Origin of the sequence: Spirosoma arboris, from assembly GCF_009754945.1 — a bacterium.
In the GTDB taxonomy this organism is placed as follows: domain Bacteria; phylum Bacteroidota; class Bacteroidia; order Cytophagales; family Spirosomataceae; genus Spirosoma; species Spirosoma arboris.
On record NZ_WPIN01000010.1, the window covers coordinates 167,403 to 186,833 of the forward strand.

At 44.2% G+C, this 19,431-nt stretch carries 18 protein-coding genes; 9 read left to right on the forward strand and 9 right to left on the reverse strand.

The genetic code is table 11. The features are described 5' to 3' along the window. Positions 1-5: 5 nt before the first annotated feature. Complete coding sequence (locus GO755_RS24770) at positions 6-188, reverse strand: hypothetical protein (protein ID WP_157587992.1); 183 nt, start codon at positions 186-188, stop codon at positions 6-8. Between the two features lie 178 nt (positions 189-366). Here GO755_RS24770 and GO755_RS24775 point away from each other — a divergent pair, with 178 nt between their 5' ends. Next, positions 367-735: a hypothetical protein gene (locus GO755_RS24775; RefSeq protein ID WP_157587993.1), complete on the forward strand. Its 369-nt coding sequence runs from the start codon at positions 367-369 to the stop codon at positions 733-735. Positions 736-750: 15 nt separating this feature from the next. Here GO755_RS24775 and GO755_RS24780 read toward each other — a convergent pair whose 3' ends face one another. After that, the gene (locus GO755_RS24780; protein WP_157587994.1) at positions 751-1,449 is read right to left on the reverse strand and encodes a hypothetical protein; all 699 of its coding nucleotides are present in this window, start codon (positions 1,447-1,449) and stop codon (positions 751-753) included. A gap of 176 nt (positions 1,450-1,625) precedes the next feature. On the opposite strand from GO755_RS24780, the gene GO755_RS24785 reads away from it, so the two are divergent. The 5 genes from GO755_RS24785 to GO755_RS24805 all read left to right on the forward strand — a co-directional run bounded on the left by GO755_RS24785 (position 1,626) and on the right by GO755_RS24805 (position 4,607). Further along, positions 1,626-1,835 (forward strand): helix-turn-helix domain-containing protein, encoded by a 210-nt coding sequence (locus tag GO755_RS24785; RefSeq protein ID WP_157587995.1) that lies wholly within the window; start codon positions 1,626-1,628, stop codon positions 1,833-1,835. A gap of 214 nt (positions 1,836-2,049) precedes the next feature. Then, positions 2,050-2,727 (forward strand): hypothetical protein, encoded by a 678-nt coding sequence (locus GO755_RS24790; protein WP_157587996.1) that lies wholly within the window; start codon positions 2,050-2,052, stop codon positions 2,725-2,727. A gap of 1 nt (position 2,728) precedes the next feature. Continuing rightward, positions 2,729-3,442: a Rha family transcriptional regulator gene (locus GO755_RS24795; RefSeq protein WP_157587997.1), complete on the forward strand. Its 714-nt coding sequence runs from the start codon at positions 2,729-2,731 to the stop codon at positions 3,440-3,442. Between the two features lies 1 nt (position 3,443). Next, on the forward strand, positions 3,444-3,668 hold the full coding sequence (locus tag GO755_RS24800; protein WP_157587998.1) for a hypothetical protein: 225 nt from the start codon (positions 3,444-3,446) through the stop codon (positions 3,666-3,668). Between the two features lie 459 nt (positions 3,669-4,127). Next, positions 4,128-4,607, forward strand: a complete 480-nt coding sequence (locus tag GO755_RS24805; RefSeq protein ID WP_157587999.1) for a hypothetical protein — start codon at positions 4,128-4,130, stop codon at positions 4,605-4,607. A gap of 74 nt (positions 4,608-4,681) precedes the next feature. On the opposite strand, the gene GO755_RS24810 is transcribed toward GO755_RS24805, so the two are convergent. The 7 genes from GO755_RS24810 to GO755_RS24840 form a co-directional block, all read right to left on the reverse strand. After that, a complete protein-coding gene (locus tag GO755_RS24810) occupies positions 4,682-5,407 on the reverse strand; it encodes a hypothetical protein (protein ID WP_157588000.1) in 726 nt (241 codons plus the stop codon). 81 nt (positions 5,408-5,488) lie between these two features. After that, positions 5,489-8,059 carry a KAP family P-loop NTPase fold protein gene (locus GO755_RS24815; protein WP_157588001.1) on the reverse strand — a complete coding sequence of 857 codons (2,571 nt, stop codon included), beginning with the start codon at positions 8,057-8,059 and terminating at the stop codon, positions 5,489-5,491. A 162-nt stretch (positions 8,060-8,221) separates the two neighbouring features. After that, positions 8,222-8,914 (reverse strand): M48 family metallopeptidase, encoded by a 693-nt coding sequence (locus GO755_RS24820; RefSeq protein ID WP_157588002.1) that lies wholly within the window; start codon positions 8,912-8,914, stop codon positions 8,222-8,224. Next, positions 8,907-12,092 (reverse strand): type I restriction endonuclease subunit R, encoded by a 3,186-nt coding sequence (locus tag GO755_RS24825; protein ID WP_157588003.1) that lies wholly within the window; start codon positions 12,090-12,092, stop codon positions 8,907-8,909. Before GO755_RS24825 ends, GO755_RS24820 begins: the two co-directional genes overlap by 8 nt. Continuing rightward, positions 12,089-13,312: a restriction endonuclease subunit S gene (locus GO755_RS24830; RefSeq protein WP_198174919.1), complete on the reverse strand. Its 1,224-nt coding sequence runs from the start codon at positions 13,310-13,312 to the stop codon at positions 12,089-12,091. The genes GO755_RS24825 and GO755_RS24830 overlap by 4 nt, the downstream gene beginning before the upstream one ends. An 8-nt stretch (positions 13,313-13,320) precedes the next feature. Next, positions 13,321-14,883, reverse strand: coding sequence for a type I restriction-modification system subunit M (locus GO755_RS24835; RefSeq protein ID WP_157588005.1), 1,563 nt, complete (start codon positions 14,881-14,883; stop codon positions 13,321-13,323). Between the two features lie 411 nt (positions 14,884-15,294). Then, positions 15,295-16,260 carry a restriction endonuclease gene (locus tag GO755_RS24840; protein WP_157588006.1) on the reverse strand — a complete coding sequence of 322 codons (966 nt, stop codon included), beginning with the start codon at positions 16,258-16,260 and terminating at the stop codon, positions 15,295-15,297. Positions 16,261-17,695: 1,435 nt separating this feature from the next. On the opposite strand from GO755_RS24840, the gene GO755_RS24845 reads away from it, so the two are divergent. The 3 genes from GO755_RS24845 to GO755_RS24855 all read left to right on the forward strand — a co-directional run bounded on the left by GO755_RS24845 (position 17,696) and on the right by GO755_RS24855 (position 19,277). Then, complete coding sequence (locus GO755_RS24845; protein ID WP_227687072.1) at positions 17,696-18,127, forward strand: Crp/Fnr family transcriptional regulator; 432 nt, start codon at positions 17,696-17,698, stop codon at positions 18,125-18,127. Positions 18,128-18,382: 255 nt separating this feature from the next. Then, positions 18,383-18,745, forward strand: coding sequence for a nuclear transport factor 2 family protein (locus GO755_RS24850; protein WP_157588007.1), 363 nt, complete (start codon positions 18,383-18,385; stop codon positions 18,743-18,745). Between the two features lie 13 nt (positions 18,746-18,758). Further along, positions 18,759-19,277: a DoxX family protein gene (locus tag GO755_RS24855; RefSeq protein WP_157588008.1), complete on the forward strand. Its 519-nt coding sequence runs from the start codon at positions 18,759-18,761 to the stop codon at positions 19,275-19,277. The last annotated feature ends 154 nt before the right edge of the window (positions 19,278-19,431 follow it).

A 19,431-nucleotide genomic window follows, 5' to 3' on the forward strand; every position in this document is an offset into this window, starting at 1 on the left:
AGGGGTTATAAGTGCTCTTTCCGCAATAGCTTGTCCAGCAGTCCCGCCATGCTGAATCCGCGCTCTTTACAATGGCGAATGATCTCTTTTTTTCGCTCGGGCGAAACGTACGCTTCGATTCGCTTCATGCCCTTAGCCCGGCAGGGCTGGCATTTTGTATTCTGGATTGGGGTTACTTCGGCTTCCATACTTGTCCTGGATTGCTCCGTTTAGAGGTGTAGGGCGAAAGTAGACAGCAAATTCAGGAGCTGAGCTATGTCGGGAAAACTACGTCAAGTCGTAGTTTTAAAATAAAAATATCCGGCATGGGCCGGACTAGTCAATTTGGTTATTAGCTAACGTATACCGGGTCGTCATGAACACATCATGGCCCGGTTTCATCTGGGTGCCTTGATTCCCGTAGCGGTGCGTTTTTTTACACCTCTAGTGATACTTCTACTACCGAAGCTGTGGTGCAAAAACGCACCGCTACTGACACCTCTACCCCCTGAAGTAGCGGTGCAAAAATGCACTTCTAGTGCTACCTCTACTAGCACCTCTAGCGCACCTATTAATAAGGATATACCTATTACCTATATACCTACTACAAATAAAGCGCCCGTCGTTCCGACGTTTGATGTGTTTTGGAATGCCTATGACTACAAAGTAGGCCGCAAGGATTGTCAAAAAAAATGGGACCGATTACCACCCGAAGACAAGGTGGCTATCCTGACCGTTCTGCCGGCCTATGTTTAAGCTACACCGGAATCTCTAAAAATCGGATAAAGCTTTTTTTGCGGCCTCTCGTTTTCGTACCAGGCTCTTCGCCCTAGTAGTTAGATCACATTGAGTAACCGTATTCATAACAACTAGGTCACGTATGAATACGAGGGTAGTAATGTCCTCAACGCAGTTTTTATCGTAAAACCTATGCGTTGTCTCTGTGGCCACAATCTTTCCGTTAGTCCAGCTACTAGTATACTTTGACTCTTCCCTCTGCAGCTTATTCCCATTGCTGAGGTATACACAGTCGATAGGCTTCTTAACCGTTTTTATGACTGGTGGGCCGTATTTGAGCTTTAACGCTTCGTGGATATCAGTTGAATTGTCACATTGAAGGCCGATCAGTATGCCACCTTTGAAAGTGAGCCAAAGGTTTTTAATTTCGATACCAGCGACCTGGTAGGCTGGTATCTGGAATATCCGAACATCTGGACAAAATAAAGCTTGCTCAGGTGAGCGATCAGGATAAGCTTTATTGACAACGATTTCAGCAATTCCGAACTTTTCCGTATCCATATTCAGGTATTCATCCAGTATATGAATCGAATCCCCTGACTCTTTGGCAATCTCCTGAGTAATAGAAATAGGAGTTTTACCAATCTTAAATTTGCCAATACCCTCAACTTTATCTTGTGAGGTAACGGAACGTGTAAGAGCAATTAATAGAAAGTATAGATAGAATCTCATACAAAATGGATGGTTTTGGGTAAATATAAAATGTTATGCTAATCGAGCCAAAGCACGTACGTACGTGAAATAAGTGCGCCAAGAAGCAGTTGTCGTCTACTGAATCGACCGTTTATACGGAACCACTTGTCTAATAGGGCTAGGCCGTTATTTTTACACCTATAAACCCATTAATAATGTCAGAGGAAACAAAAAAAAAGGTCGGTCAATTAATTAGGGATGCCAGAAAATCAAAGGGCTTAACTCAAAAGGAGTTAGGGGAGAAATTAGGAGTTGTCGGCGTGACTATAAGTGACTATGAAACCGGAAGGCAAAATTTAACTCTTGATACATTAGATAAAATTGCCGAGGCCTTGGGGGTGAAAGCAAAAATAACCTTTGAGTAGGACTATTTTTTTTGTTCAATAATTTAGGATATATCCTAAATAAAGCTTAATATTGTTAAGTCAATCAGGAACAGAAAAGGCGATATAGCACCGAGGAGGTTGCCCGCTGGACCGTATGTACCGAGTTGACTCAACTAAATAAAGCAAAACCCCGTGCTAAACTTTCTGACGGCATAGCAACGGGGCGATGTGAAACAGTTTAACCTTACGAGTTATGTGTAACACAGGACAAATGTACCTGCGGGTAGGGGATTCTACAACCCTAACTCCACAGACGGTCTCAAAGCAGGCCCATTCTACTGCCCGCAATTACAAACGGCAGACCAATCAATCTTCCATTCTTCCACTGGTTACCCGATCAAAAGCGCAGGCCGCTAAATCGCCCCAATCGGTCGTTCCGGTTCAGCCAACGGATCAGCTTACCGGCTTCCAGAATCCAATTCCGACCGGTAAAACAAAGCCACAGGTCGTCGAATCCCCCTTCCAAGCCGCCCTACTGTTCATCACCGAAAACCACCGAGGCAACTCAGGCTTTAGTGCTTTTGTCTGTTACCTCGACGGAAAGCAGGTCGTCGCCATCGAGCGGCTACACCGTCTACGCGGGCATAATCCCGAAATTGATTTGACCAGCGTCCTAAGCAGAGCCCGACGTGATCGGACCATTGACGGGGTGATCATCGCTACCTGGCACCGGCCAACGGCCGAAGACCTGTATGCCGCCGAATTTGAGGATGAGGTAGAACGGCAGTACCAGATTCTACTGGAGGCTGACATTAAGCTGGTCGATAACCTGCGCTTATCGGAGACGGGTATGTATTCCTATTACGGCCAGCATCCTGACCTGTTTGAGTCGCCTGGTATTGACAAACGCGGCATTGGTCGGCTATACTGAGATGGAGCCAACCACCCAACTGATACCGGTACGCACATCGGGAGAGATGTTAACCGTCAGTAGTGTAGACTTTGCCAATGGTCTGGGTATCCAGCACCGGAGCTTACTGGAAACGATCCGCAGTCATCAAAAAGCGATTGAGACCGAGTTTGGAAGGGTTACGTTTGAAACGCAACCCTTCCAGACAGGAGGTGGTATACAAAATAAGGTCATTGTTCACCTGACCGAAGATCAGGCGCTGTTCATCGGTACGCTCAGCCGCAACTCCCAGCGGGTGGTTGCTTTCAAAGCCACGCTGGTCCGCTCCTTCTCCGAAGCCCGGCGCCAGCTGCGGGAAGTAGCTCAACCACTTTACCTCCAGCAACAGGAACAGCGACTGGCCCACCTCGAGCAGCAACTAAGCCAGATGATCGAGTCCCAGCAGCAGGCTGCCCGATCGCTACTCGAACTACCCCGCAGCTCAGACCCCCTGCCAGTGGAGACGACACGCATGAAGATTCAGCGCATTGTCAATAACTACTGCCGGGCCAAGGGTGTGGGTCAACAGGAGGTATGGCGCAAGGTTTACGACCGCTTGTACTACCTCTATCATGTTAGCATCCGTAGCTACAAACGATCTGATCGGGAAAGCTGGCTGGACGTGGCCGATCGGAGTGGTCACATGGAGAAGCTATACGCCATTGTCAGCGCTGAGTTGACCTATACCGAAGACTAAAATGAACCTTCAAACGCTCCGACCTTTTGTGGTGGCTAGTGTATGGCTACTCTTGGCTGCAGGTAGTGTCCGCTGGGCTGTCTATAGGGTAGCGACCCGCCGAGGATCGGGTCTACAAACCATTATAAACCATGGGTCAACCTCAACAGCACTCGATCCATATGTGGTGAGCCATTCAAACCTCAGTCGAGCAACAATTATTCGACTGGCAAGCCCTGCTCGATAAGCTTTTCTTATAGTGCTTTCTTTACATCATAATCTAAAAGATAACCTTAAATAGTAACAGGAAATCCCGGTTGATATGGCCGGGATTTCTTGTTTTTGTAGCGGTATTAATTATCGAAGCCATCGGAAGCGAACAGGTAATAAGTAGTTCCGTTTGTAGCGAGTATCTGGTATGACTTGATATAGTTATTATCAGAGATCTCCCGTATTCGATGTATCTACATGTTTTTGGTCCGCTTGCGTAACTCTACTTACTCAAATGATAACATTATTAACAGCATAAAGTAAGCTCTATGGTCCCAACTAATCACCTTAAGAGCATAGCTCAGATCGAGCGGCTCAGAGGTTAGGCAGTTCAAATCAGCACAAACCTAGTCGTAAAAACTACAGATCACTACAACCTATTTACCTGTTTCAGAGTCATGCGAAGACGAATGAGATCTGCTAACTATCCAAGGCTATGAAAAGGACATATTGGGCATTAATTAGCGTCTTAATTTATCTATTAAGCGCCTGCCAAAACGATTTGCCGGTTGAGCTGGCGGATTCTGATTATCTAATCTTCGGTCATTTCTACGGGGAGTGTGGGGGAGAGAGCTGCATTGAAATTTTTAAACTGGAACAAAGCCGCCTACTGGAAGATAAAAATGATAAGTACCCTAGCGCCAGTGATTTTTATGAAGGTGACTATGTGGCCTTGACTCAAGCGCAGTTTGCCAGTGTTCGCGATTTGGTGGATAGTTTTCCTGATGCCTTACGCAAGGAAACCAGTCGGGTCATTGGTCAGCCAGATGCGGGGGACTGGGGTGGTTTATATATTGAATTAAACTACAAGGGAAGTCGCCAGTTTTGGTTGATCGATCAGGCCAAGCGGAATGTACCCAATGAATACCATAGCTTTATTGATAAGGTGAACGAAAAAATAAAGTTATTGCAATAAGACTAAAGTAACTTAGCAGATTCTCAGGCAAGGATATTTCCTAAAATTACTAGGCTGGAGTGGGCTAACAGGAATTAATCAAAGGATAGACAATTCTTCTTTCGCCGAATCCATCGGTGCCCGGTAGGCCTCAACTGGAGAATATCAATTGGACCACCCAAATGATCTGGCTGTATCTTGACAACAGCCTTAATATACCGATCAATATAGTTGATTGGATCACTAGGTAGTAATCTGGTGTACTGATGCTTAATAGCTTCTGTGTCAAGGTGGTAACCTAAATATGACTCGGCTGGATTATCAAGTTTGTCATAACCGACAAATACGCCCTGATCATTAACAGCAGCGACATAAAAAACAGCGATGAATAGGTTAGCCTTACCGTTTTCGAAGCAAAATAATGGAATTCGAGCGACTACTTGTCTTGGAGGATGCTCTCGTAAGAATTGTTCCTGATTGTGGCGGTACACCCAGTTTAGATAGCTATTATATTTCTTCCGGACTGGCTCGGCAAAGGCTTGATAAAACTCGTCAAGGGTATGAGTATGACGAGCGGCTGCTTCGGCGCAGAAACGCTGTAATGAATCATTATCGCCAACAAAGGCGTAGTAGAAAGGGCCTACTTTCTGGATCTTACACCAGTCCGACTGCCAGCTCGATGGCCGTCCATCGAAATAGACGGTTTCCCGTTTGCTGTCGGCTCCGATGGTAATAAGTGAATCCGTCCGTGTAATGACAACGATAGTAGCTTGAAGCTGAAAAGAAAGCAGACTTAGGAAAAGGGGAAAAAGGTACTTCATGCTAAGAAAGTAGGAGAATATATGGCAAGATAGGTCTGCCCTTACGGCATCAATACAATAATAAATTGTCCTCTTATTATCTCAGCTTTCATCAGGCCTACAAGGATTTATTTTTTGAAAATCAGGCATGTCAATTTGCTTAAAACTATTTGATTCGAACATACTAAAAATGCTAAGCGCAAAGTCTTTGCAAGCGGAAGGAGGAAGGTTCTTGAGAAAATCATAAAAGTTTTGATAATCCTCAAAGATCTGTACTACATAGGGATTAATCTCAACCCATCGTTCCTCATCAAAATTAGTTTGTGGTTGAAATAACCACTTCATAAATTTATCGGGATACTGAATTACATAATTACGCATACTGTCATTGGCTTGGGGAGTGATTTTTATTATTCTGGTTTCATCTTCAATTAAGCCCCAATTTTGCCGATATATGAAAAATATCTCATCACCTTTTTCTGGCTCTGTTAAGATTGCATAATTCAAGATTTCTAATAAAAGATTTTTTAACTCAACTTCTTCAAGAAGTGGGCTCATTTCTTTTCTAATATGATTTCTAAGGAAAAAATTAGCCTCCTCAGCACGAATAGATGGAGAATAGCGCTTATCAGTAAGTAAGCTCATAATAAATTCTTCATAAAGTATAACCTTCTCTTGGTAATATGCCTTGACATTGAATTCAGTCTTAAGCAACAAAGCATTTAGATAATTTAGGTTCACTTGGTAAGCACTTGCTACCATAAATAGACAAGAGGTTATAGCTTCAAAATCTTCTTTATTCCTAAACGTTGAAATCCTTTCAAGATAAGTAAGCAGTTCATCTAGCCTTTTTTGCTCGGCCGTTTGATGAAAGTAAGCCTCAAGACTAGCTATACCCTTAGTTCTAGCTTCTTCAAACTTATGTATTGAAATTGAATCAAAAAGTTGGTAATAGAAATATAGATGAAATGTATCCTGGAATAAAAATGATCTGCTGGTACGCTTACGGTTAGTATCGAGCATACTCTTTAAATACTCTCTAAAAAAATTCTTTTTACTTTTTAGCACACTGAGCGAAGAAATATGCGGCAATTCAAAAAAATGATTAAATGAGTTTTCATCAAAGCTCCAAGTTGTTCGACCTGAGAATACAACTCCCAAAATATTTTGGCTGGCTAGTTGATTATATAAATCAGGGAAACGGTATTTAATTAACTCAAGAGTTAACAGGTCGTATAATTCCACTTCATTCCCAATAATTGAGTAGGTTAATTTAAACGAGTTAACGAACCGCTTAACATCTCGTATGTTTTCTAAATAACCTTTTACTCTAATTCTAGCTGTATATATTTCAGGGGCGTTAAATCCATCGTAAACCTTATCAAGACCATCTCCTTCAGGTTCATCTACCAGTGAAAGAACATCTTCAAACCGGTTAATTGTTGCTTCAGTCATATCTTTGAACAAATATTCACGTAAACTGATTGATATAGCTTTCTCCTCAATAGGAGGGAGCGATATTTCTAGTTGAAAAATTTTTTGGAGATAGTTTTCCTGTTTAACCATGTTGCCGCTGCTTGCTAATGCATTTATCACATATTGTTGGTCAAAGGCGGCAATAAAGAAGGTGTTGCTAAAGTCGGCGGTATTACGAATTAGTCGAATTATTGTCACCAATTCGTCGGGTAATAAACGATCCAAATCGTCAATTATAATAATAAGGCGCTTGCCAGAGCGTAGGATGGATTTATTAAGGGCGTCGTAACGGTCGGAAAGTGATTTTGAATTACCAAAGATCCGTGATGCAAATTGTGTAATAATCTTTATTAGTGAAGGATCTTCTGTTTCTGTTAATTTATCCGCATATTCTCGTAAACTAGCTGCTACCTGATCATCATAGGGCTTTAACTTAGTCTCAAGCTGGTCAAAAAAATGATTTAATAATTGCCCACTTTTTTCAAATTTCCATGGATTAAAATCAACAACGATATTTGAGTCATCATCTAAAGTCTCATTGGTTAAACGATCCTTTATTGAGTTAAGAAAGGATGTTTTACCATACCCCCATTCTGAAAGAACTGCAATAGCAAATGCTTTTTCCACCACCGTAGCTTTAATTACATTGGCAATATATCCTGCATAACTATAACGTGAAAGTGTGTCTTTTTCTGAATCAATTATATGTGGGAGATCTTCTACGAGCGCCAACGAAGAATTTGAACGCAAAGGTTTTCCAATATAAACGTAGGATATCAGAAAGAATAGCGCTGCAATCAGCAACAGATCACTGAGGTAGATAGATTGCCAATCAAAACACTTATAAAAATAAAGATGTGAGTTTAGACGTATTGCCATAATATACAAACAGATGATTAACCCGCTGTACCAAATTGATAATAGGGTTGGGTAGCGGCTTGTATATACTTTATAAATAGCTACTAAAAATGACAGGCTAGCAGCTACTAAGCAAGCGCAACTAATCACCCAATCTGGTTGAAAATATTGTAAAGCTGGAGAGCAAAAATTTATTAACAGCTTTAATAGCCAGCCGTTAAAGGCATATATAAATAACCACGCAACCAAAGGGGGTATGTAGCTGCTTAAGGGAGATTCAGATAAATAAGGATATTTAGACAAATAGGCGCTTAAAACCTTTTTTATTTTAATAAACATAATTCAAGTTACGGGCTTCGAGTTTATAAATTATCGGTTGTTAAGCCATTATAAAAATAGACCAACAAAACAAAAACGCTTTTAGAAGGAGTTCTAAGGCCGTAACTGCATGAATATTTGGGTACCTTCAGGAAGATGGATACCTGAATGTACTTAAGCTACTCAGAATTTATAATTACTCATCCGCTCATCAAGCTCCTTCCAGTTACTAATATGACGAGCCAATTCCGCCCAGAACTCTTTAGAATGGCTTTTGACCTTAGTATGGCAGAGCTCGTGTATGATCACGTAATCAATAAGCGAATAGGGGAGTTTAACTACATCTGGGTTGAGGATAATCACATCTGAATTTGTACAACTGCCCCATCGCTTCCCCATCCGACGAACCTTGAGATCAGTATAGGTTAGGCCGGTTGTTTGGGCCAGTTGACGAACACGTACCGTTAATTTCTCCTGCGCCTTTGTTCGAAAAAATGTGTCCAAAGCCTGTTGTATCGCTAATTGTCTATCTCCAGAAGGGTTGATCTGAATTTGAAAGCGGGAGTGATTAAAGTCAACTTGGGCCTTTTCCAGGTTAGGCATGAAAACGACCTCGGTATAGTAGTGTTTGCCCAGATAGGGGATACGTGACCCTGTTACAATATCACCTGTATTTACTTCCCTCACTAATTCCAGCTTTTCCAGAATCCAGCGGGCTTTTTTAAGGACCAGACTATCGGCCTGGGGAGAGGAAAGATGGGGGCCCTTTAAAACTACTCCCTCATCACGGGACACGCTAATATAGTGCACCTGGCTGTCGGGGCAGTGCTGCACAACATAACGGATCGTTCGGGCGCCGTAGGAAACGTCAGGCATGGGTATCTTTTCGGAGTAAATCTACCAGTTCTGCCGCCTTTTTTCGGGCTTCAGCGGGTGGTAGTTTGGCTTTTAGTAAACTAGTGATTTTGTTTTCAATGGCCTTACGTACCTCCCCTTTGTCTTTCCAGCCCACAATACCTAACTCGCCCCGGATATCGTCGAAGAGTTTTTTGGTGACCCTGGCTGATTCCTCCTCAAAGAGTACAGTCAACACATTGTATACATCAATCTGTTGCCTGGTCGTAAAGCCATGGGCTTGCGCGGAACGTTGCTCATTGATCAGATCATCCTGTAGCTGCATATACCCGATCAGGAGTTGTACCTGGTCAATACGGCCTGCTTTGTGCTCCTTTAGCAGATTATCTAAACGTTGCGCCAATGGTTCAAAGAACCCTGGATTACGATCCATCCCAACTTTTATGGTGTATTTAAGTTGGTTACGCATCTTTAGCTCCTTCGTTGCTGGTGAGGCATTCAGCAGGTCGGCCCTGAATTTATCGCGATCAAGAATCGACACCGGCTCATCCAGTAAATTATCGACACCCTCAGCGATCAGGTGGTCGTTAATTAATTGCTGAAGCATCCGGCTTTCGTTAGCGCTAATTTTTAACTCGTCATCATCAGGAAAGGCATTACGGGCTTTCAGCTTGATTTCATTGAATAAGTTAAAGTCAACCTGGTATCTCATCGCTACCTGGTTGGGCAATACAATGTTAACCGACTTATTAAACGCCTTTAGTAACTCCTTGAACTGATCCCGGAGGTGAATGGGCTCGATGTATCGGACAAAGCCGTCGATGAATGCCGTACGTTGATTCTGGCGATCAAATCTGACGGGTTTAGCGAAACTAATGAGTTTGGCGTGATTCAATTCCAGCTTCGGAATTTCGTCGTTTAGATTGCGCAGAATATCATCGGGGCGGAGGTCTCCCGAAAAAATGTCCAGCGCTTGTAGTAGATGAGCTGTAATTCCGCAGTAATCGATAATAAACCCAGCGGCTTTACTTCGGTAGGTCCGGTTAACACGGGCGATAGCCTGAAGCAGATTATGCTCTTTTAGGGGCTTGTCGAAGTATAGGCATCCGGCAATGGGTGCATCGTAGCCAGTCAGCAGCATGTCCGATACGATCAAAATAGCGGTGTTATCGTACTTTTTCTTCTTGCCTGCCTTATCCAGTTCATCCTCATTCCCGAATGGCAATTTGAAACTATCAATGACCGCCTTAACCTCCTCAGGTGGCGTTAAGAGTATATCTAAAGGCTCGTCAGGATTCTCCCGATTCCAGGCCAGACGTTCATAATGCTCAGCAGCAATCGGGTCGGATTTAGGCGAACCCAGACTAATCACCACTTTGGTAGTAAAATTATGTAAACCCTGAAGCCGCAGATTTAAGATGGTCAACTGATAATCTAAAGCTGCCTGACGGCCGGAACAGACTAATATGGCTTTATATCCATCGGGATAAATCTTATCACGGTAATGCTCCAGCAGATGCATGCTGATATCGCGAATACGTCCTGCCGAAAACTGGTATTTCCGTAGAGCTGCGTCTTTGAGCTTGCTTTTTTTTTCCTCTGATTCGGTAGAAAACTGAGCCTCAAAGGCCTCATCTAATTCAGCTTTTTTAACGTCTAGCCGGGCAATGCCTGCATCATAGAGCAGTTCAACCGTGGCCCCGTCGGTTACTGATTCCTTAATGGTATAGACATCAAGGTATTCCTCGCCGTAGAACTCGGCCAGCGTAGATTTATCCTCTTTGGATATGGGTGTACCCGTAAAGGCGATGAACTTGGCATTAGGCAGGACTGATCGCATGAAAGCGGCCAGGAAACCGTAATGACTGCGGTGGGCCTCATCGACCAGTACATATAAGTTTTCTTTCGTCGATAAGACTTCCAGTGGGATTTCCTGACGACTTACTTCTGCCCACTTACCATCTTGTAGCGCCTTTTTGACTTGTATTAATAAGTTCTCCTGAATATGGCGTTCCGTGCGAGTTAATCCCTCATCGTCTGGTACTTCATCGGCCGTTGCATTCTTATCGGCTTGCTGGAACTTCTGGAGCGTAGTTGTAATGACACCACCATAATCATTACGCAGGATTTTGTCCAGATGGGCCACTGAGCTTGCCTGTTGCACATCTTTAAAGCCGATATTCTGAAAGGTTGTCGTAATCTGTGTATCCAGATCGTTTCGGTCCGTTAGGACAATTACCGTTGGATTATCGAAGCCATATTGCTCAGCACGTAACTTACGGATGAGGTAGGCCATCGTAAGTAACTTGCCGCTGCCCTGCGTATGCCAAACGACGCCCCCTTGCTGGTGCTGTTGTAGTTTGTCAATGGTACTGTTTACGGCTCGTAGTTGCTGATAGCGCGGTAGTTTCTTAATAATTCGGCCTTCGTCCAGTTCAAACAAAACGAAATGGCGAATGATGTCCAACAGCCGATCGGGGCGAAATAGGTTGTATAGTAGTATATCCTGCTCGGTAGGTTTCCGATCGGCAAGCAACGTCGTTAATTCAGGGTTGTTGTCAGACCTAAAGTGAGAATAAAACGCTTGTGGTGCGCAGATCGCCCCGTATTTACCGCCGACTTCCCAGATGCCTGCACAAATCTGGTTATAGTAAAACAGCTTCTCATTGTTACGCTGGTAGGCATCCAGGTCATTCCAGGCGCTGTCCCAGGCACTGGGTGCGTTACCGGCCTTGCACTCAATGATTCCTAATGGTAGACCATTGATAAATACAACAATGTCGGGAATGGCCGTAAAAGTACGGCCCCGAAACCGCATTTGATTCACTACTAATAAGTCGTTCTTTCGGGCTGGCGAATAGTCAATGAAGCGGACAGGTATAAAGGTTTCCTTGCCGTCTATTTGCTGTTTAAGGGTAAACCCAGTACCCAAAAGTAAGGACCAGATATACTGGTTTGCTGCCATAAGCGAGGAAGCTGATACTTGGCTAATGCGTTCTAAGGCCCGTTGTTGATTGACCTCATCCAAGTCTGGATTAAGATTCTTAATAGCAGAACGCAACCGGCCAGTTAGAATAACTTCCCCTGCATCGGGCCGCTCGACTGACAATGCTACACCGGTTACATACTGATAACCGAGTTGTTGCAACAGGTGCAAGGCGGGCTGCTCTGACTGGAGAAATTCGGATCCTTGACTCATGCCAGTATAACGTCTTCAGCAACGCTTACCCGTAGCTTACCCGTAAGGAGTTGCTGCATTAGCCCACGCTTGAGGGTTTGGTAATGGGCTTTTTTATCGTGGAGAACTTGAATTTTTTCGTCTACAGTGGTGAGGATGTTGGCTATCTGATGTTGTTCGACAAGGGGTGGCAGGCTTGTAACAAATGAGTAAATAGTTTTAGGAGATGTATGAGACACAGTAGTTCCTGTTTTTGTAGCTCTCATATGTTTTCTATAAGGTTTAAAATTGAGAGTATGATACAGAAACTTAATATCTAACTGCTGTGCATTTTTCAATTCAACTAAGCCTAACCGCTGATTATGTAAAAACTTAAAGTCTGCATCTGGGATTATAGCAGGAGACCCTAAAATATTACAATCCTGTGTCAAATCAGTCATTGCAACAATTAATGACCCAGTTGCAAGAACATAAGCTTCTGGAACAAAACCTGTATAATATTTTTGTTTCCTCCAAACGAACTTTATACCTCCATCAGGATGAAAATTACCAGGAGTAAGTAATAAGTATTCATTCTTAACCTGTGTAAATGATTCACCCTCAAAAGCATAACCATGCTTAAGTGTAAATAAATCACCGAAGGTATGTACCTCCCACCCCTTCGGAATCTCTCCCAACGATGAATCTTTAAACTCCGTATGGCCAATACCTTTTGTCAACAAACGTTGCATGAGGCCGGTTTTCAGTTCAGTGGTTTTGGCTAACTGCTCGTCAATTACGGCTATTTTCTCATCCACCGTGGACAGGATTTTAGCTATTTTTTGCTGTTCGGGGAGAGGTGGAAGGGCTACTTTATGCTTATGGACAATGTTTCTGTTAAGTGTTGGTACACCAGTGCCAGTGCTGTATTGCTTTAGATCGAGGTCAAGTAGCAGAAAATAAAGAAATCGTGGAAAATTACCATTCATCTGTTTTACATAGAGAGTGGTGTTCAATGGCCAACAGTCATTTTCTTCAAAATAAACCTTTCCAATTGTACCAGATCGTCCTGTAACTATTGTTGGCCCTTTAACCTTCCATTCGTTATGGTTATCAATTTTACCATTTGACGCAATTAAAGGATAACTGCCTTTTATTCTGTGTTGAACAGGAAGGTCAAATCCTCTTTGTAATTCTAAAACGTCAATAAGCTCAACTACATCCCACTCCACCGGAATCTCCCCAAGTTCCGTCTGCTTCATTCCGTTGCTCATAATCCAATCTCCTCCAGCAGACTTTCCAGTTTGGCGTCAATATCGGCTTCTTTAGCTTCCAACTCGCGCAGGGCGGCATGAACGGCAGCTAACTCAATTACTTCGGCGGCTTCGCTCCGGTCAATGTAACGTGAGATGTTCAGGTTGTAGTCATTGGCTTTGATGTCGGCTAGATCAACCACATTCATAAACTTGTCCATATCCTGCCCCGCGTCGTAAGCGGTCAGAATGCGGGCCACGTGCTGGTCTTCCAGTTCGTTCTGGTTCTTACCTTCCTTAAACTCCTGGCTTGCGTCGATGATGCGCACACGCTTGCGAAGGGTCTCGGGTTTGGTTTTGGTCAGCACCCAGATAGCCGCCGGAATACCCGTATTATAGAACAGCGCCGAGGGCAGGCCCACAATGCCCTCCACGAGGTCAGCTTCCAGCAGTTTCTCGCGGATGCTGCCTTCGGCCCCACCTCTAAAGAGCGTACCATGGGGTAGTACCACACCCATGCGGCCATTTTGCTTAAGTACCGCTAGCATATGCTGTAAAAATGCCATATCGGCGTAGCCTCTAGGGGGTGTTCCGTAATGCAGTCTGCCAAATTTATCGGTTACTGCTGTGGCGTAGTTAGGTGCGACCTCCTTCTCTTTACCATCTTTATCCAGCTTTTTGGGTAAATTCACCTCGGCGGGTGTCCACCAGCGATCCTGTGAGAAAGGTGGGTTAGCAATTACTCGGTCGAAGAGTTGCAGTTCGGTATCGGAGTTTTTGTGTTGCGGGTTCACCAGTGTATCACCCTTACGCAGATCGGCACTGTCGAAATTATGCAACAGCATATTCAGCTTGGCAATAGCCCAGGTACCGATGTTCTTCTCCTGTCCAAATAGTGATACATTAACGATATTACCTACTTTGCCGCTTGACTGCCCAGCTACATAACGCGCTGATTCAATGAGCATTCCGCCTGATCCGCAGGTTGGGTCATAGACTGTTTGACCAGGTTGAGGTTTGATCAAACCAACAATCAATTTCACCACCCCGCGCGGGGTATAGAACTCACCCCCTTTTTTGCCCGCATCATCGGCAAATTGCTTGATGAGGTACTCATAAGCATCACCCAGCAGATCCGGCGTGTAGAGGTCAGCGTTTCGTAGCGAGTGCTGGTTGAAGTGACGTAGTAGCCGTTGCAGCGTATCGTCAGAAAGTCGCTCCTTATCCCCAAATTTGGTACTGGTCATAACACCTTCCAGATTCAGTTCTCTGTTTGCTTCTTCAATAGCATCAAACGCCTTATCAAGCATAACTCCTATATTCTCGGTTGCCTTTTTTATTTCAGACCAGCGTGCCTGTGGCGGCATTTTGAAATAGGTAGCTTCTTCGGCTTCTTCCCGAGAGACACCATCATTAGCCATTAGTGTTTCGACTTCCTCTTCGAATACGTCGTTAGCCCGTTTGAGGAAGAGCAACCCGAAAATGTAATTCTTAAAGTCGGAGCTGTCAATACTACCCCGCAGGATATTAGCCGAATCCCATAACCAGGATTCAAGAGTTTTCAGATCTAGTTTGGGCATATTACGTATATACGTATAGAAGACGTTGTTGTTTGAGCCGTTCTAATTGGCCATTCAATAGCGTTAAATACTTCCAGTTTTAAGTATAGATCGTGAATATAGGTTAAAGCAGGTAAACTATAGCCAACTACTGAATGCCCTAGAAACGGAAGTTTTATTATACTTTACGGTATTTTACTCATTCATACTTACTTGACTTTTATTCGAATGAGTGAGGTGAAGCGAAATTGATACAGAATACTTGGGAGGGAAATTATAAAAGATGCAATTAGCTCCTAAGGAGCTTAATAAGGTCAAAATTCTTTTACGGCAGATCTAGCCCAATTTAACCCGATTCCAGTTCCAAGTAAAGACAATGGCTAAACCAACAGATTACAATCTGCTAAACGCTTTACAGCGCATGAATCGACCTTACGCCAGAATCAACCCTACTTTCAACTGAAGGCGCTCTTTGAAGTCCTGAGGTAGGGTTGCCCAATGCTCAGTAAGCAGATCGACCAGTTGGTGACCATCGACCGTACCGATCCGCGGAAAACCGGGTTCGATTGCCATATCTAGGGCTTTCGGCTGAAATTTTGCTGTTGTAATAAAGGCGCCCTGGGTACCGCTGGGGATACTGGAGCGCAGGGCCTTTATATCCCTGGCACTAATGTGCGCGTTGAGCTGGTAGCGTTTGACCTGTACAATCAACTCAATACGGGCCAGATTGGCCACATTGAGCTGACCACGCACGTCGACACCTCCATCATGGGGTTTGCCCGTATGCTGAGCCTCGAAGCCGATAGCCGTTAGTAAATGCATGATCAGCAACTCAAACTCGGTGGCGTCAAGCTCAAGCAGGCGCTTAAGTACCTGTTCGGTATGATCATGATGCTGTTGAATAACCGCGGGTGAAGCCAGATCAGGTCGCTGAATAGCCTCGAAGAACTCTGAATCGTTACTGATCTGAAACACGGTCAAACTGGATCCCATCGTATTCTGCATAGGAATCGAGAGCACTCCCCGACGCAAAGTATTTGGGGACCAGCTAACCCGCTTACGCTGAGTGAAGGGACAGCTGTCATCAGGGCCTAGGAAGTAAGGGTTAGTTTGAACCTGACCATAATGAAGAATATTGGTATCAGCGGCCGGTGTAATGATGTAATCCCCAGGTTTGATGTCGAAAAGAAAACGGGCAATCTGGCCGACTTGCTGGCCAATGACCAGATTGCTGATTATGGCCGGATTGGCCTGGCGGAAACGCAACTTGATTTCTTCCCGATCATGAACCTGGGAAAGATCCTGTCCATTAAGCCAGCCAATGGCCGCGTACTGACCCTCTAAAAATTGGTTGGTGTACTGGCCATACATGGCACGAACACAGTAAACAGCTGGCATATAGTGATGCGGCTAAAGAGGAGAGTAAACCTATCGAAACCATTACCATTCCGATAGGTAGAGTGATACTGACAGCTTAAAGCTGATAAAGTCGAACAAATACTACGTCTTCAAAGCCATAGGTCGAAAGGGCTTACTAAACAAGGGCTTGAGCAGACTTTGAGGCCTTGCCGACGCTCGATAGCCTACTATATATATAAGTGTATTAAGGCCAGTATAAAACTGTCTCGAAAACATACTGGCATAGATCTGAATCGAGTATCAGAGTAAGGCAGAGAAGAGGGAATTAAAAATCAGCTCCAAATATTAATGTTGACTTTTATGAAGAGAAGTATAAATAAACCGGGTTACTTTGATGCCGGGTGAGGATTAAAGCCGAATAAATTGGATTAAGGCATTTTTTTAATGGATAACTATTTGTTGAATTGCCTTTAGTCTATAAATCGACCCGATCGAGTGTAACACTTGGATTAAAATTGGTAGAGGTTCGTCATTCCAGCACCTATTCCGTCACCTGAGTTTTGCTTGGTTGGTTAAATGTCTGATAGTGAATTAATTAATTTTAAAGGTTCGGGTTCGCTCGGAACCTCACCCTACTTTATCGGAGTTAACTGGTTTTAGAGCAATGTGCTGTAAATAAACTGGTTAACTCCTTTTGTTGCACGCAATTGTGCTGAATTTGATGCATCCCAGCACATCCAATCCGTCGTCGACTTGGTTTTATTGTAGCTTTTACCATAGCTTTATTGATAAAGTGAACGAAAAAATTAAGCTAGTACAATAGGTCTTGCTTGGACGTTAACAACCGCCCAGAAGGGTGAAATATTGTTCGCAGCGACGGATAGTCTCCATCTGCGAAAACTGGTCATTGTGGACGCATAGGGTTATACTAACCACTTGGCGAGAACTGTCGGAACGCCGAAAAAAGGTTAATTAAACGTCTGCTCAACGTTTCTTTGAATGGCTCTTCATGGAATGCCTAAAAAAGAGGAGTAGCTAAGATTATGTACGAACGTTAGCTACTCCCAAAATAGCCTTAGTAAAGATCATTAATGAACAGAATACGTGTGTGGGGCACGACTGAAATGCCAACGGTCCGCCGTAGCGTCCCAGTTCATCTGACAGATGATGGTTTTCCTGGTATGTAGTCATGAATTATTGATTCTCTCAAAGGCTGGTTTTAATAGCTGTCCAGTGGTACGCCACCGCGGCTCAATCAGTAGCACGAATTAACGGTCTGATCGTCAGTATATTGTCAACCATAGGGCTGCGAAAAAGTACATCTTTACGGCACTAGTAAATTGAAAGTAGACCTTAATCCGGCTGCCGGCATAGAGATCAATAGCAGTTGAGAGAAAGCAATGGCGTTTCAGCGTTGGCTCGGTGAATAAGCTTGATGCGAAAGAGATTCACAAATTTCGTTTTCTTTGCTCGTATGTATGACGCTATTCTCGCCCATGTGGGTCAGTTCATTTCGCTTGAGCCAGCAGAAGCTGATTATTTTACTACGCTGCTTCGCTACCGGATGCTTCGTAAACGGCAATACCTGGTGCAGTCAGGCGATGTCTGCAAGTTCGATTCATTCGTACTGAAAGGCTGTCTGCGCACCTATTTTGTCGATGAACGCGGGGGTGAACACGTCGTTCAGTTTGCTGTCGAGAATTGGTGGACGGGCGATTTGTATAGTTTTCTGACTCAGTCGCCAGCGGCTTACAATACGGATGCACTCGAAGATTCGGAATTGCTCCAGATTGATCAGGCAGCGTTAGATGAATTATATCAGCGCGTACCCAAATTCGAACGTTTTTTCGTATTCTCAGTCAACGCGCCTTTATCGCTGCCGAACAGCGGGCCATTGCCACTATAAGCCAAACCGCCGAAGAACGGTATCGCCACTTCATTAATCGCTATCCCGGCTTAGATCAGCGCGTACCCCAGCACTTGATTGCTTCCTATTTAGGCTTTACGCCAGAATTTCTGAGCCGGATGCGAAAGCAGATGGCGACGCGGAAATCTTAACCTACATCAAGCGTATTTCCTAAACTAGGTCAAGGATGCCTGCCAGAGGGGTGCTATAGCTTTGCATTGTCAAAATAAAACGACAACCAAAACAAACAAAGCAATGGACAAGCTCCTCAACAACATCCAACAACTCAATCAACTCGTGCTTCAGGGCCAGTCTCTGGAAGCCTTCGAACAGTATTACGACGAACAGATCGTGATGCAGGAAAATGCCCTGCCACCTACAGTTGGTAAAGCCGCCAATCGCCAACGCGAACTGGATTTTTACAGCAACATAACTGAACTACGCACGATTCAGGCGCTCGACGTGACGGTGGGTGATAACGTGACAATGGTGGTTTGGCATTACGACTACACCCACCGGGAGTGGGGCAAGAAAAACTATACACAGGTATCGGTGCAGCACTGGCGCGACGACAAGATCGTTCGGGAGCAATTTTTCTATGATTCTGCTAATTCGTAAACAACAAATACTCATGTTTCAACAATTCATTTCCACTCGCAACGACTTGGCTGGTCTTTTTCTTCGATTGCCACTTGGCACTGTTATGCTTTATCACGGTTTGCAAAAAGCGGCTGGTTGGTTCGGCGGCTACGGGTTTGCCGGCACCATGCAATTTTTCACCGATACGGTTCATATCCCCTGGATTATTGGTTTCCTGACAATTGTTATTGAAACGGTAGGAGCTGTTGGGTTACTGGTCGGCTTTCTGGGTCGAATCAATGCGCTGGGAACATTCGCGGTTATGCTAGGAGCGCTACTAACGACGCATTTACCTTTTGGTTTTTCGATGAATTGGTTTGGCAATCAACACGGCGAAGGCATCGAAATGCACCTATTAAGCTTAGGAATGAGTTTCGCCCTGGTGGTACTCGGCAGTGGCCGCTACTCTATTGATCGACTATTCACCCGATCCATTAAACCAGCCCTCGCAACTGCGTCGGATTCGTATCCCGAAAATGAATCAGTACATCAAAACGGGCTCATAATGTAGAGAGTCCTGTATAGGTACGGTCATCTGTGGTTTCATCGTAAATGGCCCCAATTTCAAACAAAGGATTGGGGCCGTTCAACCAGCTCAATAGCCCGGAATCTAAATCCGCTTGATTCAAATTCAAGGCAAAATTTGCTGATTTCGCTCTCGGTCA